This window comes from Microvirga soli, from assembly GCF_016734765.1.
GTDB classification, from domain to species: domain Bacteria; phylum Pseudomonadota; class Alphaproteobacteria; order Rhizobiales; family Beijerinckiaceae; genus Microvirga; species Microvirga soli.
The window spans coordinates 66758-85329 of the sequence record NZ_JAERQE010000015.1 but is presented as its reverse complement, the minus strand read 5'-3'; the positions used below and the strand labels follow the sequence as shown (position 1 = coordinate 85329).

At 64.1% G+C, this 18572-nt stretch carries 24 protein-coding genes; 20 read left to right on the top strand and 4 right to left on the bottom strand.

From position 1 onward, the window contains the following. Entirely contained in the window at positions 1-672 is a 672-nt protein-coding gene (locus JKL45_RS14755) for an HAD family hydrolase (protein ID WP_201862109.1), read from the top strand. Here the strand turns inward: JKL45_RS14755 and JKL45_RS14750 are convergent. Then, the gene (locus tag JKL45_RS14750; protein WP_201862106.1) at positions 629-1690 is read right to left on the bottom strand and encodes an MBL fold metallo-hydrolase; all 1062 of its coding nucleotides are present in this window, start codon (positions 1688-1690) and stop codon (positions 629-631) included. The two genes, JKL45_RS14755 and JKL45_RS14750, sit on opposite strands and share 44 nt — an antisense overlap. 505 nt (positions 1691-2195) lie before the next feature. On the opposite strand from JKL45_RS14750, the gene JKL45_RS14745 reads away from it, so the two are divergent. Genes JKL45_RS14745 through trmD form a run of 6 tightly spaced genes read left to right on the top strand, consistent with a single transcriptional unit; the run spans position 2196 to position 6038 of the window. After that, complete coding sequence (locus JKL45_RS14745) at positions 2196-2411, top strand: glutathione S-transferase (RefSeq protein WP_201862102.1); 216 nt, start codon at positions 2196-2198, stop codon at positions 2409-2411. Positions 2412-2413: 2 nt separating this feature from the next. Continuing rightward, positions 2414-3973: a signal recognition particle protein gene (gene ffh, locus JKL45_RS14740; protein WP_201862189.1), complete on the top strand. Its 1560-nt coding sequence runs from the start codon at positions 2414-2416 to the stop codon at positions 3971-3973. 8 nt (positions 3974-3981) lie between these two features. Continuing rightward, complete coding sequence (locus JKL45_RS14735; RefSeq protein ID WP_201862100.1) at positions 3982-4239, top strand: hypothetical protein; 258 nt, start codon at positions 3982-3984, stop codon at positions 4237-4239. A gap of 10 nt (positions 4240-4249) precedes the next feature. Continuing rightward, on the top strand, positions 4250-4612 hold the full coding sequence (gene rpsP / locus JKL45_RS14730; protein WP_201862098.1) for a 30S ribosomal protein S16: 363 nt from the start codon (positions 4250-4252) through the stop codon (positions 4610-4612). A gap of 8 nt (positions 4613-4620) precedes the next feature. Then, on the top strand, positions 4621-5349 hold the full coding sequence (rimM, locus tag JKL45_RS14725) for a ribosome maturation factor RimM (RefSeq protein ID WP_210345774.1): 729 nt from the start codon (positions 4621-4623) through the stop codon (positions 5347-5349). Next, positions 5346-6038 (top strand): tRNA (guanosine(37)-N1)-methyltransferase TrmD, encoded by a 693-nt coding sequence (gene trmD / locus JKL45_RS14720; RefSeq protein ID WP_201862093.1) that lies wholly within the window; start codon positions 5346-5348, stop codon positions 6036-6038. Before rimM ends, trmD begins: the two co-directional genes overlap by 4 nt. On the opposite strand, the gene JKL45_RS14715 is transcribed toward trmD, so the two are convergent. Beyond that, positions 6019-6927: a DMT family transporter gene (locus JKL45_RS14715; protein WP_201862091.1), complete on the bottom strand. Its 909-nt coding sequence runs from the start codon at positions 6925-6927 to the stop codon at positions 6019-6021. The genes trmD and JKL45_RS14715 overlap by 20 nt on opposite strands. A gap of 96 nt (positions 6928-7023) precedes the next feature. Between JKL45_RS14715 and JKL45_RS14710 the strand changes: the two genes are divergently transcribed. Continuing rightward, a complete protein-coding gene (locus JKL45_RS14710) occupies positions 7024-7503 on the top strand; it encodes an Lrp/AsnC family transcriptional regulator (RefSeq protein ID WP_201862089.1) in 480 nt (159 codons plus the stop codon). Between the two features lie 13 nt (positions 7504-7516). On the opposite strand, the gene JKL45_RS14705 is transcribed toward JKL45_RS14710, so the two are convergent. Next, a complete protein-coding gene (locus JKL45_RS14705) occupies positions 7517-8470 on the bottom strand; it encodes a PLP-dependent cysteine synthase family protein (protein ID WP_201862087.1) in 954 nt (317 codons plus the stop codon). Positions 8471-8576: 106 nt separating this feature from the next. Between JKL45_RS14705 and JKL45_RS14700 the strand changes: the two genes are divergently transcribed. The 3 genes from JKL45_RS14700 to leuC all read left to right on the top strand — a co-directional run bounded on the left by JKL45_RS14700 (position 8577) and on the right by leuC (position 11377). Then, on the top strand, positions 8577-9248 hold the full coding sequence (locus JKL45_RS14700; protein ID WP_201862084.1) for a winged helix-turn-helix transcriptional regulator: 672 nt from the start codon (positions 8577-8579) through the stop codon (positions 9246-9248). A 114-nt stretch (positions 9249-9362) separates the two neighbouring features. Further along, entirely contained in the window at positions 9363-9740 is a 378-nt protein-coding gene (rplS, locus tag JKL45_RS14695; RefSeq protein ID WP_201862082.1) for a 50S ribosomal protein L19, read from the top strand. A gap of 230 nt (positions 9741-9970) precedes the next feature. After that, entirely contained in the window at positions 9971-11377 is a 1407-nt protein-coding gene (gene leuC, locus JKL45_RS14690) for a 3-isopropylmalate dehydratase large subunit (RefSeq protein ID WP_201862080.1), read from the top strand. A 78-nt stretch (positions 11378-11455) separates the two neighbouring features. On the opposite strand, the gene JKL45_RS14685 is transcribed toward leuC, so the two are convergent. Continuing rightward, positions 11456-11749, bottom strand: a complete 294-nt coding sequence (locus JKL45_RS14685) for a hypothetical protein (RefSeq protein ID WP_201862078.1) — start codon at positions 11747-11749, stop codon at positions 11456-11458. 120 nt (positions 11750-11869) lie between these two features. Between JKL45_RS14685 and JKL45_RS14680 the strand changes: the two genes are divergently transcribed. The 9 genes from JKL45_RS14680 (at position 11870) to JKL45_RS14640 (ending at position 18572) form a co-directional block, all read left to right on the top strand. Then, positions 11870-12139 (top strand): hypothetical protein, encoded by a 270-nt coding sequence (locus JKL45_RS14680; protein ID WP_201862076.1) that lies wholly within the window; start codon positions 11870-11872, stop codon positions 12137-12139. A 4-nt stretch (positions 12140-12143) separates the two neighbouring features. Next, positions 12144-12551, top strand: coding sequence for a metallopeptidase family protein (locus JKL45_RS14675; protein ID WP_201862075.1), 408 nt, complete (start codon positions 12144-12146; stop codon positions 12549-12551). Between the two features lie 3 nt (positions 12552-12554). Continuing rightward, positions 12555-13367 carry a YdcF family protein gene (locus JKL45_RS14670; protein WP_201862074.1) on the top strand — a complete coding sequence of 271 codons (813 nt, stop codon included), beginning with the start codon at positions 12555-12557 and terminating at the stop codon, positions 13365-13367. Positions 13368-13464: 97 nt separating this feature from the next. Next, on the top strand, positions 13465-14067 hold the full coding sequence (gene leuD, locus JKL45_RS14665) for a 3-isopropylmalate dehydratase small subunit (RefSeq protein WP_201862072.1): 603 nt from the start codon (positions 13465-13467) through the stop codon (positions 14065-14067). A 27-nt stretch (positions 14068-14094) separates the two neighbouring features. Continuing rightward, the gene (locus tag JKL45_RS14660; RefSeq protein WP_201862069.1) at positions 14095-14475 is read left to right on the top strand and encodes a cupin domain-containing protein; all 381 of its coding nucleotides are present in this window, start codon (positions 14095-14097) and stop codon (positions 14473-14475) included. 81 nt (positions 14476-14556) lie between these two features. Beyond that, positions 14557-15747, top strand: a complete 1191-nt coding sequence (locus JKL45_RS14655; RefSeq protein WP_201862065.1) for a lytic murein transglycosylase — start codon at positions 14557-14559, stop codon at positions 15745-15747. Positions 15748-15851: 104 nt separating this feature from the next. Next, positions 15852-16331 (top strand): hypothetical protein, encoded by a 480-nt coding sequence (locus JKL45_RS14650; protein ID WP_201862063.1) that lies wholly within the window; start codon positions 15852-15854, stop codon positions 16329-16331. An 87-nt stretch (positions 16332-16418) separates the two neighbouring features. After that, positions 16419-17159, top strand: a complete 741-nt coding sequence (locus JKL45_RS14645) for a metallophosphoesterase family protein (protein ID WP_201862061.1) — start codon at positions 16419-16421, stop codon at positions 17157-17159. Positions 17160-17162: 3 nt separating this feature from the next. Further along, on the top strand, positions 17163-18572 hold the full coding sequence (locus tag JKL45_RS14640; protein WP_201862059.1) for a serine/threonine protein kinase: 1410 nt from the start codon (positions 17163-17165) through the stop codon (positions 18570-18572).

Genomic DNA, 18572 nt, shown 5'->3' with positions numbered 1-18572 from the left:
ATGATCGCGCTCTTCGACCTCGACGGAACCCTGACGAACCCGAAAACGGGCATCACCCGATCGGTCCAGTATGCCTTGGAGAGATTGGGGCGTCCTGTTCCGGACGCGGACGAACTCACCTGGATGATCGGCCCGCCGCTGATTGCGGGCTTCACGGAACTTCTGGGCGGAGCGGACGAGGTGCAGGAGGCCGTGCGCCTCTACCGCGAGCGCTACAGCGATGTGGGCCTGTACGAGAACGAGGTCTATGCGGGCATCCCGGTCTTGCTTCAGGATCTTCAGGAGAAGGATGTCCGCCTCTATGTAGCGACCTCGAAGCTCCAAGCCTTCGCACGGCGGATCCTCGACCATTTCGAGCTGTCGCGGTTCTTCATCGAGATCTACGGCTCGGACCTCGACAACCGCAACGCGGACAAGCGCGATCTCATCCGGCACATCCTCGAGCGGGAGCGCTTCGACCCGATGGATGCCGTCATGATCGGCGACCGGAAGCACGACGCCATCGGTGCCAAGGCTAATGGACTTGCGTCCATCGGTGTGACCTGGGGCTACGGCTCCCGGCAGGAACTGCTCGATGCTGGCGTTACCTGTCTGGTGGATGCTCCGCAGGACCTCGTGGAGCCCATCTTCATGCGGATGGGGACCATGCCTCGCCAGGCCGCAACGCTCTAAATCGGTCTTCCGGGATCTCGGCCATCTGCAGCGCCGCAGCCAGATCCTGCGGCGGCTCCTCGATGCCCTCATCCGTCAGTCGAAATGTGCCCCAGTGGTGGCCGAGCGCCTGATCGGCCTCGATGATACGCAGCACCTTCACGGCGTCTTCCGGGTTCATGTGCTGCGGCTCCATGAACCAGCGCGGCGCATAGGCCCCGATGGGCAGATGCGCGAGGCGCGGCTTGCCGAAACGCTCGCGAACGCCGTGAAAGATCTTGCCGTCGCCGAAGCCCGTATCGCCGATGTGGTAGATCACGCCCGCGGGCGTCGTGAGCACGAAGGCGCACCAGAGCGCCATGCGCCGGTCGTTGATGCCCCGCGCCGACCAGTGATAGGCGGGCTCGAGATGGGCCGTGACGCCGTTGCCGAGATCGACCGAGCCGCCCCAATCCCGTGTTTCGACCGGGATGTCCGGATGCTCGGCGCGGATCACCGCATCGTTGCCCAGAGGGGCCACGATCTTCGGGCGATTTCGCCGCCACAGACGGCCCAAGGTGTCGGTATCAAGATGGTCGTAATGGTTATGCGTGATCAGCACCACGTGGATCGGCGGCAGGTCGTCGAAGGTGATTCCCGGAGGATTGACCCGGGTGGGGCCGGCGAAGGAGACGGGGCTCGCCTTCTCGGCAAAGACCGGATCGGTCAGGATGTTGAGGCCGGCCACCTGGATCAGGAACGACGCGTGGCCGATAAGCGCCGAGCGCAGGCCGGGCACCTCAGCCGGGGGCTTGTCCCGGAACGGGCTCGGGAAGCTCTCCGGCCAATCCTTGCGCCCACCGCCGAGCCGCCAGCGTGCCAGTTCCATCAATCCCTTGTCCTGCGGCTGGCCGGGCGTGAAGAACCGCACTCCGTCGAAATGGTCGCTGACCGGGCCGTCGTAATAGCGGTTCTTCGAGCGCGCAGCGGTCATCCAGCCCAGCGCCCCGGTGGCGACGACGGGCAGGCCAAGCGCTTTAAGCAGGGTGCGGCGGTTCATCGGTGCAGGGATCCTCGGCGAAGCCTTAAGCGTGGGGATGGGGAGGCGGATCGGCAAGGGTTCAGGCCTCATCACCTTGGCATCATCCCGGATGGCGAAGCCGATCCGGGATTGCTTTCCGAATGGAGCACGTGCTCCCTCTCCCTGAGGGAGAGGGTTGGGGTGAGGGGTTACAGACCTCTCCGGATAAGGTTGTAACCCCTCACCCGGACCTCCGGTCCAACCTCTCCCACCGGGAGAGGTTAAGCAGCGCCATTCTCGTCGAACGATCCCGGATCTCCGCTGCGCTCCGTCCGGGATGACTGCGGTTGGACGTCCCAATACTTTCCATCGTCTTCCTTTTCCTTGACTCTCGTGCCGTTTTCCCTTATCGGCTGGCCGCAAATCTGTAGAGCGAGCCCATTTTGAGCCGCCGACCAGCCCGAGAGGCTGGAGGTCAACGTCCGACAGCGCGATGCGCCCTCGGGCGCGCTTTCTTTTGGGTTTCGCGTTGGGATGGTAGCGGATGTCGGACAAAGCCTTGCGCCTTGAAGACGCGATCAACGAGACCTGCCCGTGGTCGGGAAAGCCGATCGCGGCGGACTCGCTCACGCTTTATCGGGGCGAGGTGGTCGGCTTCTGCAATCCCGGATGCCGCGACAAGTTCGAGGCGGCCATAAGCCACTTTGAAAAAGCCATCGAGGATCGCGATGTACCTCTCATCGCAAGAGGAATTGAGTGATCATGTTCGAAGGCCTTTCCGATAAGCTTTCCAATATCCTCAACGGGCTGACGCGCCGCGGCGCGTTGACGGAAGAGGATGTCAACGCGGCCCTGCGTGAGGTCCGCCGCGCCCTGCTCGAGGCGGACGTTGCCCTCGAGGTCGTGCGCTCGTTCACGGACAAGGTGCGCGCCCGCGCGGTCGGCGCCGAGGTCGTAAAGTCCGTCTCGCCCGGCCAGCAGGTGGTCAAGATCGTCCACGACCAGCTCGTGGAGATGCTGGGCGCGGATGCGGAGGTCATCAGCCTCAACGCGGTGCCGCCCGTGGGCATCCTCATGGTCGGCCTCCAGGGCTCGGGTAAGACGACCACCACGGCCAAGATCGCCCGTCGCCTGAAGGATCGCGAGAACCGCAAGGTGCTCATGGCTTCTCTCGATACCCGCCGCCCGGCCGCCATGGAGCAGCTCGCGGTGCTGGGCAAGCAGGTGGGCGTCGACACGCTGCCGATCGTCGCCGGCCAATCGGCGGTGCAGATCGCCCGGCGCGCCATGGAGGCAGCACGGCTTGGCGGCTACGACGTGGTCATGCTCGACACCGCCGGCCGCGTCACGGTCGACGAGGCCCTGATGGTGGAAGCGGCCGAAGTGCGCACCGCCACCGGCCCGCACGAGGTTCTGCTCGTCGCCGATGCGCTCACCGGCCAGGACGCAGTCAACACTGCGCGCGCCTTCGACCAGCGCCTCGGCGTCACGGGCATCGTGCTGACCCGTATGGACGGCGATGCCCGCGGTGGCGCTGCTCTGTCCATGCGCGCCGTCACCGGCAAGCCGATCAAGCTCATCGGTACGGGCGAGAAGGTCGATGCGCTCGAGGAGTTCCATCCGTCGCGCGTCGCCAACCGCATTCTCGGCATGGGCGACATCGTCTCGCTCGTGGAAAAGGCCGCCGAGAATTTCGACGCCGAAAAAGCCCAGCGCATGGCCGACAAGATGCGCAAGGGCAAGTTCGATCTGGACGATCTGCGCGATCAGCTCGCCCAGATGGAAAAGATCGGCGGCATCGGCGGGATGCTCGGCATGCTGCCCGGCATCGCCAAGATGAAGTCGCAGCTCGAGAATGCCAATCTCGACGACAAGGTCATCAAGCGTCAGCGCGCCATCATCGACTCCATGACCCCGTCCGAGCGCCGCAACCCCGACATCCTCAAGGCATCGCGTAAAAAACGCATCGCCGCCGGTGCCGGCATGAAGGTCGAGGACATCAACAAGCTGCTCAAGATGCACCGCCAGATGGCCGACATGATGAAGATGATGGGCGGCGGCAAGGGCAAAGGCATGGCCGGCCAACTCGGCAAGATGTTCGGCATCGGCGGTGGCGGCGGTATGGGCGGCATGCCCCAACCGACGCCGGAGCAGATCGAGGCCCTGCAGAAGCAGATGGGCGGCAAGCTGCCCGACTTCCCCGGTAGCGCCGGCGGTCTTCCGTCGATGCCGAAGGAGGTGCCGGGCTTGCCCGGTCTGGGTAGCGGCAAGATCCCCGGCCTGCCGGGCATCGGTGGCTTCCCGTTCGGGAAGAAGAAATAGGTTTTGAGATGACGGCTGCTGATCTGCTCCAGCGCGCTCATACGCTGTCAAAGGAATTGGAGAATGCAGGAATCTGGAATGAGATCCGCTTCTTCCGTGAGGACGGGGTTACCGTCCTCGCACGTGTTCCCGGTGAATACTGGGAGATTGATCTGCTCGAGGACGGCATGACCAATGTGGAAGTGCTTCGGTCCACGGGTGACCTGGAGGATGAATCCTCTATCGAACGCCTGATCAGCGAATTTGGTGAAAAGCCTAAACACTAGGAGAATAGCAATGTCCCTGAAGATCCGTCTCACCCGTGGTGGTGCGAAGAAGCGTCCCTACTACCGCATCGTCGTCGCCGACTCGCGCTCCCCGCGCGATGGCCGTTTCATCGAGAAGGTCGGCACCTACGACCCGATGAAGCCGAAGGATGACGCCGGTCGCGTCGTTCTCGAGACCGAGAAGATCCAGGCCTGGCTCGCCAAGGGCGCTCAGCCGACCGACCGCGTCCTGCGCTTCCTCGACGCCGCCGGCCTCATGAAGCGTCCGGCCCGCAACAACCCTGAGAAGGCCGTTCCGGGCAAGAAGTCCCAGGAGCGCGCCGACGCCAAGGCCGCTGCGGCTGCCGCCGGCTCCGAAGGCGAGGCTGCGTAAGCACCCCAATGAAGCGGGGGCGTTCGAACAAGCAGGACCTTCGCCCTCTCCCCTCTGCGGGAGAGGGTGGCCCTCGTGTCAACGAGGGTCGGGAGAGGGGACGTGCTCAGTCGAAGAACGCCCCCTCTCCCGGCTCGCTCCGCTCGCCACCCTCCCCCGCAAAGGGGGGAGGGGGTGCGGCGGTTCTCCGAGATGACCTCGTCCTCGTGGGCGAGTTCGGTCGCGCCCATGGCCTCAAGGGCGAAGTGCGGCTGAAGTCTCATACGGCCGATCCGCGGGCGATTGCCGGTTACCGGCCGCTGATTGCCAGCAACGGCAAAACCTATTCTCTGAAGAGCGTGCGGGCCGCTCCCGGCGACGCACCCGATCTGCTCATCGCCGTCGTCGACGGCGTGACCACGCGCGAAGCGTCGGAAGCTCTCAACCGCGTCCAGCTTTACATCGAGCGCGACAAGCTTCCTCCCCCCGACGAGGAAGACGAATTTCTGTTGGCCGACCTGATCGGCTTATCCGTCCAGACGGAAGCCGGCGACATCATCGGCACTGTTGTGGCGGTGCCCAATTACGGCGGCGGCGACCTTCTCGAAATCGCCCCGGCGCAAAAGGGTCCGACCGCGCTTCTGCCCTTCACCAAGGCCTTCGTGCCGGTGGTGGATGTCGCGGCAAAGCGCATCGTGGCAGCACCGCCCGACGACCTGTTCGAGCCGGCAAAGCCTCAGCCCGAGGACGAGGCGTGAGCTTTTCCGCCACCATCCTGACCCTTTATCCGGACATGTTCCCAGGCCCGCTCGGGATGTCGCTCTCCGGCGATGCGCTGTCGCGCGGAGTGTGGTCGCTTGAAGCCAAGAACATCCGCGATCATGGCCTCGGCCGTCACCGCACCGTCGACGACACGCCGGCCGGCGGCGGTCCCGGCATGGTGATCCGCTGCGACGTGCTGGCTTCCGCCATCGATGCGAATGTAGCAGCCGACGATCCACGCCCGAAGCTGCTCATGAGCCCGCGCGGAAAACCGCTCACGCAAGGCTACGTGCGCGAGCTTGCCGCCGGTCCCGGCGTCGTCATCGTCTGCGGCCGGTTCGAAGGTGTGGACGAGCGCGTGATCAAGGCCCGCGGGCTAACGGAAGTCTCCATCGGAGACTACGTGCTCTCCGGCGGCGAGATGGCCGCGATGATCGTGCTCGATTCATGCGTACGGCTTCTGCCCGGCGTCATGGGCAAGGAGGCGTCGGGCACTGAGGAGAGCTTCGAGTCGAACCGTCTCGAATATCCGCACTACACGCGCCCCCGCGAGTGGGAGGGACGGCCCATCCCCGACGTGCTTCTCTCCGGCAACCACGCCCTGATCGAGCGCTGGCGTCGTGAAGAGTCTGAGCGCATCACCCGCGAGCGGCGGCCCGATCTGCTCACGTCCGGGCGGGACTGATTCCGGAACGAGCGAGTCCAAGGCGCCACTTGAGATTGACCCCGGCACTGCCGAGCAGGATCAGTCCGATGCCGCTCCACTGACCGAGCGACAGGTCCCGGCCATAGGCCAGGTAATCCACGAGAATCGCCACGGCCGGATAGGTAAACGAGAGCACGGCAATCATCGGCGTCGGCAGCTTCTGAAGGGCTGCGTAGAGCAGGATGTACATGATGCCGGTATGCACCACGCCGAGCACCGCCAGATATCCCCATTGCAGTGATTCCATCGGCAGGCTGGAGAAGTCGGCCAGCGGCAGAAGCATCAGGGTGCCGAGCACGGCTTGCACGAGCGCGATCACGTGCGGCGGAATGCCTTTGAGCTGCTTCACGACGATGGACGCCACTGCATAGAGGAAGGCTGCGCCCAAGGCCTGCAGAAGGCCTGTCCCATAACCGCTGCTCCACGAGAGAGTGCCGGCTTCGACCTGGGTGACCATCAGAAGGCCCACGAAGGCAAGGGCGATGAAAGCGAGCGCGTCTCCCGTTGGACGCTCGCCGAACAGGATCATCCCGAGCAGGATCAGGAAGAACGGCTGGGTGTTGTAGACGGCTGTCGCGATCGAGATCGAGGCATGGCCGTAGGACGAGAACAGCAGCACCCAGTTGAGCACGATGGCCGCGCCGCTCAACGTTGCGAGCATCAGCGTGCGGGTCGAGAACGGCCATGGCGCGAGAAGCCCTTTGACCCAGCAATAGGCGAACAGGCTCAAAGCCCCGAACAGGCAGCGGAAGAACACCACGTTCCAGACGCCTTGGCCGGATTCGACGACGAAGTACCCAATGGTGCCCGACAGCGCCATCGCGGCGATCATCTCCAGCCGTCCCGATACATTCGTCTGCGATTTCATGGCTGCACCTCCTGTGACGAGGCACAACTTTATCTTTTGCCGGGACGGGCGTACTTTCAGGATCGAAACCGGTTCGAACTTTTGGCCTTCGAAGCAATGGCGAATTCAGCAAGAAACCTTAAAATCAGGAATTCATCTCTGGACGAGATCGATCAGGCGCTGATCGGACTCCTGAGCGACAATGCCAGGCTCTCGCACGCGGAACTCGCCCGCAGCGTCGGCCTGTCGCCTCCGAGCGTCGCCGAACGCCTGCGGCGGCTGGAGGAGGAGGACGGCGTGGTCAGTGCCTATACGGTCGAACTCGACCCGAAGGCCTTGGGCTACACCCTGACGGCCATCGTGCGCATCCGGCCCCTGCCGGGCCAGCTGCACCATGTGGAGAAGCTCCTGATTGAGAGCCCCGAGGTCATCGAGTGCGATAAGGTGACCGGGGACGATTGCTTCGTGGCCCGCTATCTCCTGCGTTCCATCGACGAACTCGATCCGATCCTGGAGCGGATCGCGCAACGCGCCCAGACCAGCACCTCCATCGTCAAGGCTTCGCCCGTGAAGCGCCGTCTGCCGCCTGTTCCCTGATGTGTCTTCGGCGTCAGGATTGCGCGTTCGCTGCGAGCCTTGTCCCGAAGGTCTTCAGGTATTTCATCCCCGAATCGCACATCACGGTGACGATAGTCGCATCCGGCTCCAGCCGCTCGGCGAGCCGTAAAGCCGCGACGACATTGGCGCCTGTGGAGGTCCCGGCGAACAGGCCTTCCTCGCGGGCGAGGCGAAACGCCATCGCCATGGCTTCTTCGGTTGAGACGCGCTCGATGCCGGTCGCGATACTCTCGTGCCAGAGCGGCACCACATAGCCGGCGCCGATCCCGTCGATCTTGTGTGCACCTGACGGGCCGCCTGACAACACCGCCGACTCGGCGGGCTCGACGGCAACGATCTGAATATCGTCGCGATGGTGGCGCAACCCTTCGGCAATGCCGCGCAACGAAGCCGCCGTACCGACGCTCTGAATGAGGGCGTCGATGCGGCCGCCAGTTTGCTCCCGGATCTCGTCGGCCATGCGGTGATAGGCGGCGAGTTGATCCCGGTTCTTCATCTGGTCGGTCCAGAACGGGCCTTTCTCTTCCGCGATGATGCGGGCTTGCTCGATCATGTCTTTGGTAAGCTTCTCCGTCATGCGCCCGCTATCGCTTTCCACGATGTGGAGCGTCGCGCCGAGCAGCCGCATGTGGTCGAGCTTTTCCTGTGCGAAGGCATCCGACGTCACCACGTCGAGCGGGTATCCCTTCACGGCGCACACGAGCGCCAGCGACACCCCCGTGCTGCCGCCAGTATATTCGACCACCGAGCCGCCAGGTTTAAGCCGCCCATCGGCCTCCGCCGCCTCGATCATGGCGAGCGCCATCCGGTCCTTCATGCTGCCGGTGGGGTTCTCGCTCTCCAGCTTCAACAGGATGCGGGCGCCGTTGGACGGCACGATGCGACGCAGCGCAACCAGGGACGTGTTGCCGATGCGGTCGAGGATGGTACGGGATTGAGAGGTCATGATTGCTGTCCGAAGAACGTGCATCCTCGTTAGACCGGCACAGGCTTCCCGTCAGGTCCGGAATCCGGACTTCTCGACCCTCGGCCGCCATGGTAGCGCTTGGGCCATGGCAGATTACGGTCAGTTCTGTTCCGTGGCCCGCGCCCATGAGGTGATCGGCGGACGCTGGACCCTTCTCGTGGTGCGCGAGCTTCTGTGCGGCAGCCGCCGCTTCAACGACATCCGCCGCGGCATCCCGCGCATCTCCCGGACCATGCTGTCCGAGCGCCTGCAGGCGCTGGTGCAGGCGGGCGCCCTGCAGCGCATAGAGGGCGAGCATGGGCCGGAATATGCCCTCACCGAGGCTGGCCGAGAGCTGATGAACATCGTCAGCGCCCTCGGCACCTGGGGTCAGCGCTGGCTGCCGCGCCAAGCTGCGGATGAAGATCTCGATCTCGAGCCCCTGCTCGTCGACATGCAGCGGCGGGTGCGTGTAGAGGCCCTGCCGAAGGAACCCCTCGTCGTCCGCTTCGAGATCGAGGGGCAGCACCAGCCGCGCTTCCTGCTGCTGAAGGAGGCCGAGGTCTCGCTCTGCACGCAGAACCCCGGTTTTCCCGAGCCGCTTCGAGTCCGCGCCCGTCTGCCTGCGCTGGTCGCCTGGTGGCGGGGTGATGCGAGCTTTGCCGAGGCGCAGCGGATGGGGCTCACGGTGGAAGGGCCGCGAGCACTCGCAAGGTCATTCCCGGACTGGTTCGACAGGTACCTGTTCGCTGAGGTCAGGCCTGCCGCACGCCCATAGGCTCGACAACCCACCCGAACTCCTGTATAGGCGCGGCCTCAACTTAAAACAGGACGCCGAAATCCAGCGGGTTCGGGGCTTGCCCTGAGGCCGCGCAACGGCAGGAGTACAGACATGAACCTCATTCAGCAGATCGAGCAAGAGCAGATCGCCAAGCTCGCCAAGACCATTCCCGATTTCCAGCCCGGCGACACCGTCATCGTCAATGTGAAGGTGAAGGAAGGCGAGCGTTCGCGTATCCAGGCCTACGAGGGCGTCTGCATCGCCCGTTCGGGTGGCGGCCTCCAGGAGAGCTTCACGGTTCGCAAGATCTCCTACGGCGAAGGCGTCGAGCGCGTGTTCCCGATCTATTCGCCCAACGTCGACTCGATCAAGGTCGTGCGCCGCGGTGCCGTCCGTCGCGCCAAGCTGTACTACCTGCGCGACCGTCGCGGTAAGTCGGCCCGTATCACCGAGCGCGTCGAGAAGAAGCCCCAGGCCGCAGCTGAGTAAAGCTCCCACTTCTCAGGCAAAGTTTTCGAAAGCGCGGTGCAAACCGCGCTTTTTTGCTAATGGAACAAGCTTTGCGGACAGGGCCGCGCGACAAAAATATAATTGCGCGTTCTATCCTGTCTGCTATGCGATCGTTTCAAGGCGGCGTGCGCTCAGGGCATCTTCTCCGGAGAGCGGCAAACCGCTAAATATGCTGAAGTCACCCTTATTGAGACCGTTGGAAGAGCACCATGGCCAAAGCCCGCACCCTCTATGACAAGATCTGGGACGATCACGTCGTCGATCAGCAGGATGACGGGACGTGCCTCCTCTATATCGACCGCCACCTCGTCCATGAGGTGACGAGCCCCCAGGCCTTCGAGGGCCTGCGGATAACCGGCCGCAAGGTGCGCCAGCCGCAGAAGACGTTGGCCGTGGTTGATCACAACGTGCCGACCTCGGACCGCTCGCATGGCATCGAGGATCCCGAAGCCGCCACCCAGGTCGCGGCTCTCGCCCAGAACGCCAAGGATTTCGGCGTCGAGTACTACAACGAGCTCGATACCCGTCAGGGCATCGTGCACGTGGTCGGCCCTGAGCAGGGCTTCACGCTGCCGGGCATGACCATCGTGTGCGGCGACAGCCACACCTCGACCCATGGCGCCTTCGGCTCGCTGGCCCACGGCATCGGCACATCCGAGGTCGAGCACGTGCTCGCGACCCAGACGCTGATCCAGAAGAAGGCCAAGAACATGCGCGTGACCGTGGACGGGCAGCTGCCCGCCGGCGTCACCGCCAAGGACATCATCCTGGCTATCATCGGCGAGATCGGCACCGCCGGCGGCACCGGCCACGTCATGGAATATGCAGGCGAGGCCATCCGGTCCCTGTCCATGGAAGGCCGCATGACGATCTGCAACATGGCCATCGAGGGCGGCGCCCGCGCCGGCATGATCGCTCCCGACGAGAAGACCTATGCCTACCTCAAGGGCAAGCCCAAGGCGCCCCAGGGCGAGGCCTGGGACGCGGCCGTGCGCTACTGGGACTCTTTGCCCACCGACGAGGGCGCGTTCTTCGACTCCGAGATCCGCCTCGATGCCGCAAGCCTTCCCCCCATTGTCACCTGGGGCACGAGCCCTGAAGACGTGATCTCGGTGGCGGGCGTGGTGCCGAACCCGGACGACATCCAGGACGAGAACAAGCGCCGCTCCAAGTGGCGCGCCCTGGAATATATGGGCCTGACCCCCGGCATGAAGATCACCGACATTGCGCTCGACCGCGTGTTTATCGGCTCCTGCACCAACGGGCGCATCGAGGACTTGCGGGAAGTGGCCAAGGTGGTCGAAGGCAAGCGCGTGGCGGAGAGCGTCAGCGCCATGATCGTCCCCGGCTCCGGCATCGTGAAGATGCAGGCCGAGGCCGAAGGGCTGGACAAGATCTTCAAGGCGGCCGGCTTCGACTGGCGTGAGCCCGGCTGCTCCATGTGCCTGGCCATGAACGCAGATCGCCTCGCTCCGGGCGAGCGCTGCGCCTCGACCTCGAACCGCAATTTCGAGGGTCGTCAGGGCTTCAAGGGCCGCACCCACCTCGTCTCGCCCGCCATGGCGGCGGCGGCGGCGATTGCGGGCCGCTTCGTGGACATCCGCACCTTCGGCTGACCCATTGCTTTGAACAAACGAAAAGGCCGTGACTCTTAGCGAGTCACGGCCTCTTTCCATTAGGAAAGCTTTTAGCCCTTAGTCCACATAAACCCGGCGGCCGGCCACCACCTGGCGGCAGCGCTCGACCGGGCGACGGACGATGTCGCCATTCCGGCGGACGCGCTCTTCCATCACGGTGCGGCACACGGTGCGGGTGCGAGCGGGACGGACCACGCGGCGCTCGATGACGCGCTCACGATAGTCCGGGCGGTTCTGCTCCAGACGAACGCCGTTCGGGCCGATCCGCACATCGACACCTTGGGCCGACGCCGTTCCGGCGCCGAGGAAAGTCAACCCGGCTACAGCCAGGACACCGAGAATCGTACGCATTGTTGCCTCTTCAAGAATTGTTTATCCGGGGCAGTTAACGGCTCAGCCCCGCAGGCGTTCCGTTGCGAAGTTGCCGTTCAGGCGCCATGGTGAAGCCAATGTTAAGCCGGGAGGGGACCGATGAACGATCGGGAGCGCGAGACCCGCGAAGCCGCCGAGGCCCGCGAGGCGCTGGAGCGCGTGCAGCGGGATACGGACACGCTGGGATCATCGGCGCTCGCCCGCATGGGCCGGCGGGCGGGCGATCATTTCGGCGCCAAGGACGCCATGGATCCGGAGGGCGACACGGACCCGATCGAGCTCTGGGGCCGGCGCATCGGACGCATCCTGTCCCTGATCGGCGTCGTGATCCTCGGCTTCTGGCTCCTTGTTCAGCTCGACATTCTTTAAAATCATGACCGATCTCGCCGCCCTCCAGGCACCCTCCCTCGACGACCTGGAAGCCCTGGCGCGGGACGCTTACGCCCGCCTGCCGGCGGAATTCCGCGCCCTGTGCGAAGGTGTGGTGATCCGGGTCGAGGATTTTCCCGATGACGAGACCCTGCGGGAAATGGGCTGCGAAACACCCTTCGATCTCTTGGGCCTCTTTCGCGGCATCGGCCTCGCCCAGGGCGGCGCCATGATGCAGACGGGCCAGTTTCCCAACATGGTCTGGCTCTACCGCCGCCCGATTCTCGATTACTGGGCCGAGCACGAGGAGACCTTGGGCCACATCGTCACTCACGTACTAGTCCACGAGATTGGTCACCATTTCGGCCTCTCCGACGAGGACATGGAAGCCATCGAGGCGGCGGCTGGCTGACTCATGGATCAAAACCCGTTTCGGCTCACCCCGCAGAGTGTAGCGGCCCTCAACGAAGTGGCTGCTTTCCTGGCTTTGGACGATTTCGGTCCTAAGGGGTCTGACGGCTTGCCGGAGGGTTTGGCAACTGGATCTGTCGATTGCATCATCCTGGCAGGCAATTGCGTTCTTGAGACAGCCGAAGGTGCGTTTCGTGCCGTGAAGGGCGGCATCGGGCCTAAACTCCTGATCACGGGCGGCATCGGTCACGCAACGGAGGTTCTGCGCCGGAAAGTTGCAATGCATCCGGCCTATCGAGTCACGGTCACGGAGGCACGAACTGAGGCTCACATTCTTGCGGACATCGCTGAGCGGTTCTGGGGTATCGACCGCTCAAGCATTCTCATCGAGCCGGATTCCACCAACAGCGGCGAGAACGCCCGGTTCTCGCTTAAGGTTCTGGAGAATGCCGGCCTGCCTGTGAGAACGATCCTGCTGATCCAAGACCCGACGATGCAAAGGCGGGCCGATGCCACGTTCCGGCATGTCTGGAGCGATCGCCCTGACCTGACAATTCTCAACTGGCCCACATTCACCCCTCGGGTTCGCCTGGCCGAGGAGGAGCTTCAGTTCGACCTGAATGGGATTGCGGGGTTGTGGTCGATGGACCGCTTCCTGACCCTCGTCATGGGAGAGATCCCCCGGTTGCGCGACGACCCCCATGGCTATGGGCCCAAAGGGAAGGGCTTCATCGCGCATCTGGACATTCCTGAACACATTGAAGCGGCCTATGCGCAATTAAAGAACAGCTTGGCCAGCCATTTTGTAAGACACTAAGTGATCATGCGGCTATCGTTGCCCTAGCCGATCTCGGAACCCTTTGGTATGAGGCACCTGAAAAGCGGCTCAGGCACCGCCCGAAGGATTGAGGATCATGGATAAGTTCACCGTGCTGGAAAGCGTCGCGCCGCCGCTGCGGATCATCAATATCGACACCGATATGATCATCCCCAAGCAGTACCTGAAGACGATCAAGCGCACGGGGCTCGGCACCGGCCTCTTCTCGGAGATGCGCTACCGCGAGGACGGCTCGGAGAACCCGGATTTCGTCCTGAACCAGCCGGCCTACCGCAACGCCAAGATCCTGGTGGCAGGCGATAATTTCGGCTGCGGCTCGTCCCGCGAGCATGCCCCCTGGGCGCTGCTCGATTTCGGCATCCGCTGCGTGATCTCCACGAGCTTCGCCGACATTTTCTATAACAACTGCTTCCAGAATGGCATTCTGCCGATCAAGGTCTCCCCGGAAGACTTGGAAAAGCTCTTCGACGATGCCAGCCGCGGCGCCAACGCCACGCTGACCATTGACCTGGAGCGCCAGGAGATCCGCGGTCCCGACGGCGGTTCGATCACGTTCGACATCGACCCGTTCAAGAAGCATTGCATGCTCAACGGTCTCGACGGCATCGGGCTCACCATGGAGAAGGCCTCCGCCATCGATACCTTCGAGAAGAAGCTCGGCGAGCGGGCCTGGGCTTAAAAGCCTTTTGCGCTCATGGGGTGAGCGATGACGACAGCCAAGCCTCGGGTTCTTGATCGCGCCGATTGGGCGACCCATCCGGACCTGTTCTGGAAGGGCCATGTCGAGGGGCACACCCTCGGCACCGGCGCGACCGTGCTGTTCTATTCCACGGAAGAGGTCGGCGACGGGCCGAAATGGCACGTCCACCCCTACGACGAGATCTTCATCATCCGTGAGGGGCGGGCGCTCTTTACCGTGGGCGACGAGCGCTTCGAATGCGAAAAGGGCCAGGTTGTTTTCGGCCCGGCCCATGTTCCGCACAAATTCGTCAATCTCGGGCCCGGGCGGCTGGAGACCACAGACGTTCATGTGAACGAGCGCTGGATCCAGTGCAATCTTCCCGATCCGGAGATCGAGGCCGGTTGAGCCGAGGCCCTGTCATGACGAAAGCGTGAGGTGCGGCCCCGTTTTCACAAGATTAACCAAATTCCCTGCAATCTGCCCGGCATGAAAAAGCTTCTTGCCCCCGCTCTCCTCGTTTTCGCAGGCCTCGGCCTTGCCTCGCCGGCTGCGGCCCAGGCCGATTTCGGCTCCTGCCTTGCCGGCCTGAAATCCCAGGCTGCCGCTAAAGGAATCTCCGGTCAGGCATTCGATGCTGCAACCCGCGGCATTACGCCGGATCTGACGATCCTCGACCTCATGAGCAACCAGCCCGAGTTCAAGACGGCGATCTGGGACTATCTCTCGGCCCTCGTGGACGACGAGCGGGTGCAGGACGGCCGCGCCGCCATGCAGCAATCGGGCCGCGCCCTTGCTGCCGCAGAGGCGCGCTTCGGCGTCGACCGCTATGCCATCGCGGGCGTCTGGGGCGTCGAATCGAATTTCGGCAAGGATATCGGCGGGCGGCCCCTCGTGCAGTCGCTCTCGACCCTTGTGTGCTATGCGCCCCGCCGCAACGAGTATTTCAAGGGCGAGCTGATGGCGACGCTCAAGATCGTGCAGGACGGGGACATCAACCCGGCCAACTTGCGCGGCTCCTGGGCCGGCGCCTTCGGCCACACCCAGTTCATGCCCTCCACGTTCCAGCGCCTCGCAGTGGACGGTGATGGCGACGGGCGGCGCGACATCATGAACTCCGTGCCGGATGCAGTTCACTCCACGGCCAACTTCCTGAAGAAAGCCGGCTGGGTGAACGGCCTGCCCTGGGGCTACGAGGTGCGCCTGCCGCAGAACTTCAATTCCGGCCTGGCCGGGCGCAAGAACAAGAAGCCGCTCGCCACCTGGGCCGCCATGGGCGTGCGCCGCGTCGACGGACGGCCGCTTGAGGGCAGTTACGCCGCCGGCATTCTCATCCCGGCGGGCGTGAACGGCCCGGCCTTCATCGTGACCAAGAACTTCGACGCGGTCTACTCATACAACGCCGCCGAGTCCTACGGGCTCGCCATCGCGCTCCTCGGCGACCGGCTAAAAGGCCTGCCCGGCATCCAGACCGCTTGGCCCACCGATGATCCGCCGCTGTCGCGCGCCCAGCGCCGTGAGCTGCAAACCCTGCTCACCGCCCGCGGCTACGATGTGGGCGAGCCGGACGGCAAGATCGGCTCCAAGACCCGCGAGGCGATCAAGGACGTGGAGCGCCGCATCGGCCTCGAGCCCCGTGGCCGCCCCGGCGGCAAAGTCCTGCAGGCGCTGCGTGGCTGACCTGACTGCATCATCCTTGTGTGTGGTTCGTGAGACTGCGCACAGAACCTCGTCCCCGAACGTGATGTTATTGAGTTCGAATAACTTCGCGTTCGGAGGCAGCTGTGAGAGTCCCCCTTTGTCTTGCCGCCATATTTCTCAGGATTACTGCCGCGCAGGGGGCGGATGTCCAGACTGATCAACCGGCCTGGAGCAAGTATGCGGACAAGGAACAGGCATTCATCGCCTATGCCGTTCCCGAGAGCGATGTTGGGTTGCTGTGGATCTATTGCGCTCGGAAGAGCGGCCGGATCACGGTGATCCCTGATCTTTCGACGTCGAACATGAAAGAGGGCGATGCGCTCACGGTGACCCTCGCAAGTGACGGGGCACACACAAGGCTGATGGCAAAGGCATCTCGAGACCGTTTCGGCGATCTTCAGATTTCTGGGGTTCTGCAAGAGCCCAAACATCTTTTGCAGCTGTTCTCGAAAGGTCGAACACTGAAAGCCAGCGTTCCAGGCCATTCCATTGTCATGCCCCTCGACCGTCAGGCCCATCGGGTCTTTACCGCCTTCCGCAAGTCCTGCCCGTCCCTTCGTTAGGCCGACGTCGTCGCACTTCGTCCGCTTCATCGCCTGCCAGCCATTCGCCAGTTGCGGCCCTGGGGCATTTGGAGTTGAACTGCTCCCATGCTCATCGCCATCCTCACCGACATCCACGGCAACCGCGAGGCGCTCTCCGCCTGCCTCGCTCATGCGCGCCTGCTCAAGGTCGACCGCTTCGTCTTCCTCGGCGATTATGTGGGCTATGGTGCCGATCCGGCCTGGGTGGTCGACACGATCAGGACGCTGGTGGACCAGGGCGCCATCGCGCTGCTGGGCAATCACGATGCGGCCATCGACGGATCCGACGAGGATATGAACAGCACGGCCCGCGAGGCGATCCGCTGGACGCGCGGCCAGCTCGGACCCGAGCAGTGCCGGTTCCTGGCCGATCTTCCGCTGATCCATGAGGAAGGAAACGTCCTCTACGTTCATGCCAACGGCTATGCCCCGCGCAACTGGGACTACATGGACGGGCCCATGGAGGCGATCCGCCATTTTTCCCGGGTTGAGGCGCACGTCACCTTCTGCGGCCATGTGCATGTGCCCATGCTCTATCACATGAGCACCACCGCGAAGGTGGGCACCTTCTCGCCGGTGGCGAACAACGACATTCCGCTTCTGCCGACCCGCACTTGGCTTGCGGTCATCGGGGCCGTCGGGCAGCCGCGGGACGGGGTAGCGGCGGCGAATTACGCCGTCTTCGACACGGCGCGCCAGACCCTGCGCTACCTGCGCGTGCCTTATGACACGGCCACCGCTGCGCAAAAGGTGCGGGAGGCAGGCTTGCCTGAAAAGCTCGCGTTGCGTCTCGAACAGGGCCGCTGACGCATGCGCTGGCGTCTTGAGCCCGGCATGGTGATCGATGGCTTCACCTTGCAGGAGCACGTGAGCACCGGCGGCATGGCGCTGCTCTGGACCGTGACCCGAGAAGACGATCCGACGCCGCTGGTCATGAAGTTCCCGCTGCTCCTCGACAGCGACGATCCCCTGCCCATCGTCTGTTTCGAGACCGAGCAGATGATCATGCCACGCCTCACCGGCCCGCATGTGCCGCGCTTCGTCACTGCCGGGCCGCTCGATCCCATGCCCTACATCGTCATGGAGCGAATTCCGGGCGAGTCCCTCAAAAGCCGCCTCGACGAGGTGCCGTTGCCGTGGGAGGAGGTGGTCACTATGGGGGCGAAGGTGGCCCATGCCCTGCACGACCTGCATCTGCAGAAGGTCATCCATCTCGATATCAAGCCGAGCAACGTGATGATCCGCGAGACCGGCGAGGTCGTGCTCATCGATTATGGCTTCGCCCGGCACGAGCAATTGCCCGATCTTCTCGCCGAGGAGTTCCGCGAGCCCTTCGGCACCACGCCCTACATGGCGCCCGAGCAGGTGCTTCAGGATCGGGCCGACCCGCGCAGCGACCTCTTCGCGCTCGGCGTGATGCTGTATTTCTTCGTCACGGGCGAGCGCCCCTTCGGTACTCCGCGCGGCGGCCAGATCCGCAAGCGCCTGTGGCGCGATCCCGTGCCGCCGCGGGCGCTCGCCCCCGGATGCCCGCCCTGGCTGCAGGAGATCATCCTGCGCTGCCTCGAGGTCGACCCGCAGGACCGCTACGCGACGGCCGCCCAGCTGGCGCTGGACCTGGACAACCCCGACCAGGTGAAGCTCACCGAGCGCGCCGAGCGGTTGGCCCGGGACAGCGGAATGAAGACCTTCCGGCGCTGGCTCAAGGCGCGTAAGGCGCAGCCGCTGGAGATGCCCAACATCACCGGCCATCTCTCCCGCGCGCCCATCGTGCTCGCCGCAGTGGATCTCTCACCGGGCAGTGAGGATCTGGCGGAATCGTTGCGCCTGATGGTGCAGCGTGTCCTGTCGCTCGAGACCGAGGCGCGCATCGCCTGCGTCAATATTCTGAAAACCTCGCGCATCGCCGTCGACATCCTGGAGGATGCGGAGGGAAACAGCCTCCACGTCCAGCGCCTCGTCCAGCTCAAGCACTGGGGCGCGTCCCTGGGAGTTCCGACGGAGCGGATCTCCTACAGCGTGCTGGAGGCCCCCGACCCGGCGGCAGCGCTCGTCGACTACGCCCGTCATAACAACGTCGACCACATCGTGATCGGCGCGCGGGCCTCCTCGGCGCTCAGGCGCTACCTGGGCAGCGTCTCATCGCAGGTGGTGGCGGAGGCACCCTGCTCGGTCACGGTGGTGCGAACGCCGAAGGACAGACGCGCAGAGAACGGCTGA

Excerpts from the sequence above, each read along its gene's own strand:
- JKL45_RS14755 (WP_201862109.1), top strand. The coding sequence starts at position 1 with ATGATCGCGCTCTTCGACCTCGACGGAACCCTGACGAACCCGAAAACG.
- JKL45_RS14750 (WP_201862106.1), bottom strand. The coding sequence starts at position 1,690 with ATGAACCGCCGCACCCTGCTTAAAGCGCTTGGCCTGCCCGTCGTCGCC.
- JKL45_RS14745 (WP_201862102.1), top strand. The coding sequence starts at position 2,196 with ATGTCGGACAAAGCCTTGCGCCTTGAAGACGCGATCAACGAGACCTGC.
- ffh (WP_201862189.1), top strand. The coding sequence starts at position 2,414 with ATGTTCGAAGGCCTTTCCGATAAGCTTTCCAATATCCTCAACGGGCTG.
- JKL45_RS14735 (WP_201862100.1), top strand. The coding sequence starts at position 3,982 with ATGACGGCTGCTGATCTGCTCCAGCGCGCTCATACGCTGTCAAAGGAA.
- rpsP (WP_201862098.1), top strand. The coding sequence starts at position 4,250 with ATGTCCCTGAAGATCCGTCTCACCCGTGGTGGTGCGAAGAAGCGTCCC.
- rimM (WP_210345774.1), top strand. The coding sequence starts at position 4,621 with ATGAAGCGGGGGCGTTCGAACAAGCAGGACCTTCGCCCTCTCCCCTCT.
- JKL45_RS14715 (WP_201862091.1), bottom strand. The coding sequence starts at position 6,927 with ATGAAATCGCAGACGAATGTATCGGGACGGCTGGAGATGATCGCCGCG.
- JKL45_RS14710 (WP_201862089.1), top strand. The coding sequence starts at position 7,024 with ATGGCGAATTCAGCAAGAAACCTTAAAATCAGGAATTCATCTCTGGAC.
- JKL45_RS14705 (WP_201862087.1), bottom strand. The coding sequence starts at position 8,470 with ATGACCTCTCAATCCCGTACCATCCTCGACCGCATCGGCAACACGTCC.
- JKL45_RS14700 (WP_201862084.1), top strand. The coding sequence starts at position 8,577 with ATGGCAGATTACGGTCAGTTCTGTTCCGTGGCCCGCGCCCATGAGGTG.
- rplS (WP_201862082.1), top strand. The coding sequence starts at position 9,363 with ATGAACCTCATTCAGCAGATCGAGCAAGAGCAGATCGCCAAGCTCGCC.
- leuC (WP_201862080.1), top strand. The coding sequence starts at position 9,971 with ATGGCCAAAGCCCGCACCCTCTATGACAAGATCTGGGACGATCACGTC.
- JKL45_RS14685 (WP_201862078.1), bottom strand. The coding sequence starts at position 11,749 with ATGCGTACGATTCTCGGTGTCCTGGCTGTAGCCGGGTTGACTTTCCTC.
- JKL45_RS14680 (WP_201862076.1), top strand. The coding sequence starts at position 11,870 with ATGAACGATCGGGAGCGCGAGACCCGCGAAGCCGCCGAGGCCCGCGAG.
- JKL45_RS14675 (WP_201862075.1), top strand. The coding sequence starts at position 12,144 with ATGACCGATCTCGCCGCCCTCCAGGCACCCTCCCTCGACGACCTGGAA.
- JKL45_RS14670 (WP_201862074.1), top strand. The coding sequence starts at position 12,555 with ATGGATCAAAACCCGTTTCGGCTCACCCCGCAGAGTGTAGCGGCCCTC.
- leuD (WP_201862072.1), top strand. The coding sequence starts at position 13,465 with ATGGATAAGTTCACCGTGCTGGAAAGCGTCGCGCCGCCGCTGCGGATC.
- JKL45_RS14660 (WP_201862069.1), top strand. The coding sequence starts at position 14,095 with ATGACGACAGCCAAGCCTCGGGTTCTTGATCGCGCCGATTGGGCGACC.
- JKL45_RS14655 (WP_201862065.1), top strand. The coding sequence starts at position 14,557 with ATGAAAAAGCTTCTTGCCCCCGCTCTCCTCGTTTTCGCAGGCCTCGGC.
- JKL45_RS14645 (WP_201862061.1), top strand. The coding sequence starts at position 16,419 with ATGCTCATCGCCATCCTCACCGACATCCACGGCAACCGCGAGGCGCTC.
- JKL45_RS14640 (WP_201862059.1), top strand. The coding sequence starts at position 17,163 with ATGCGCTGGCGTCTTGAGCCCGGCATGGTGATCGATGGCTTCACCTTG.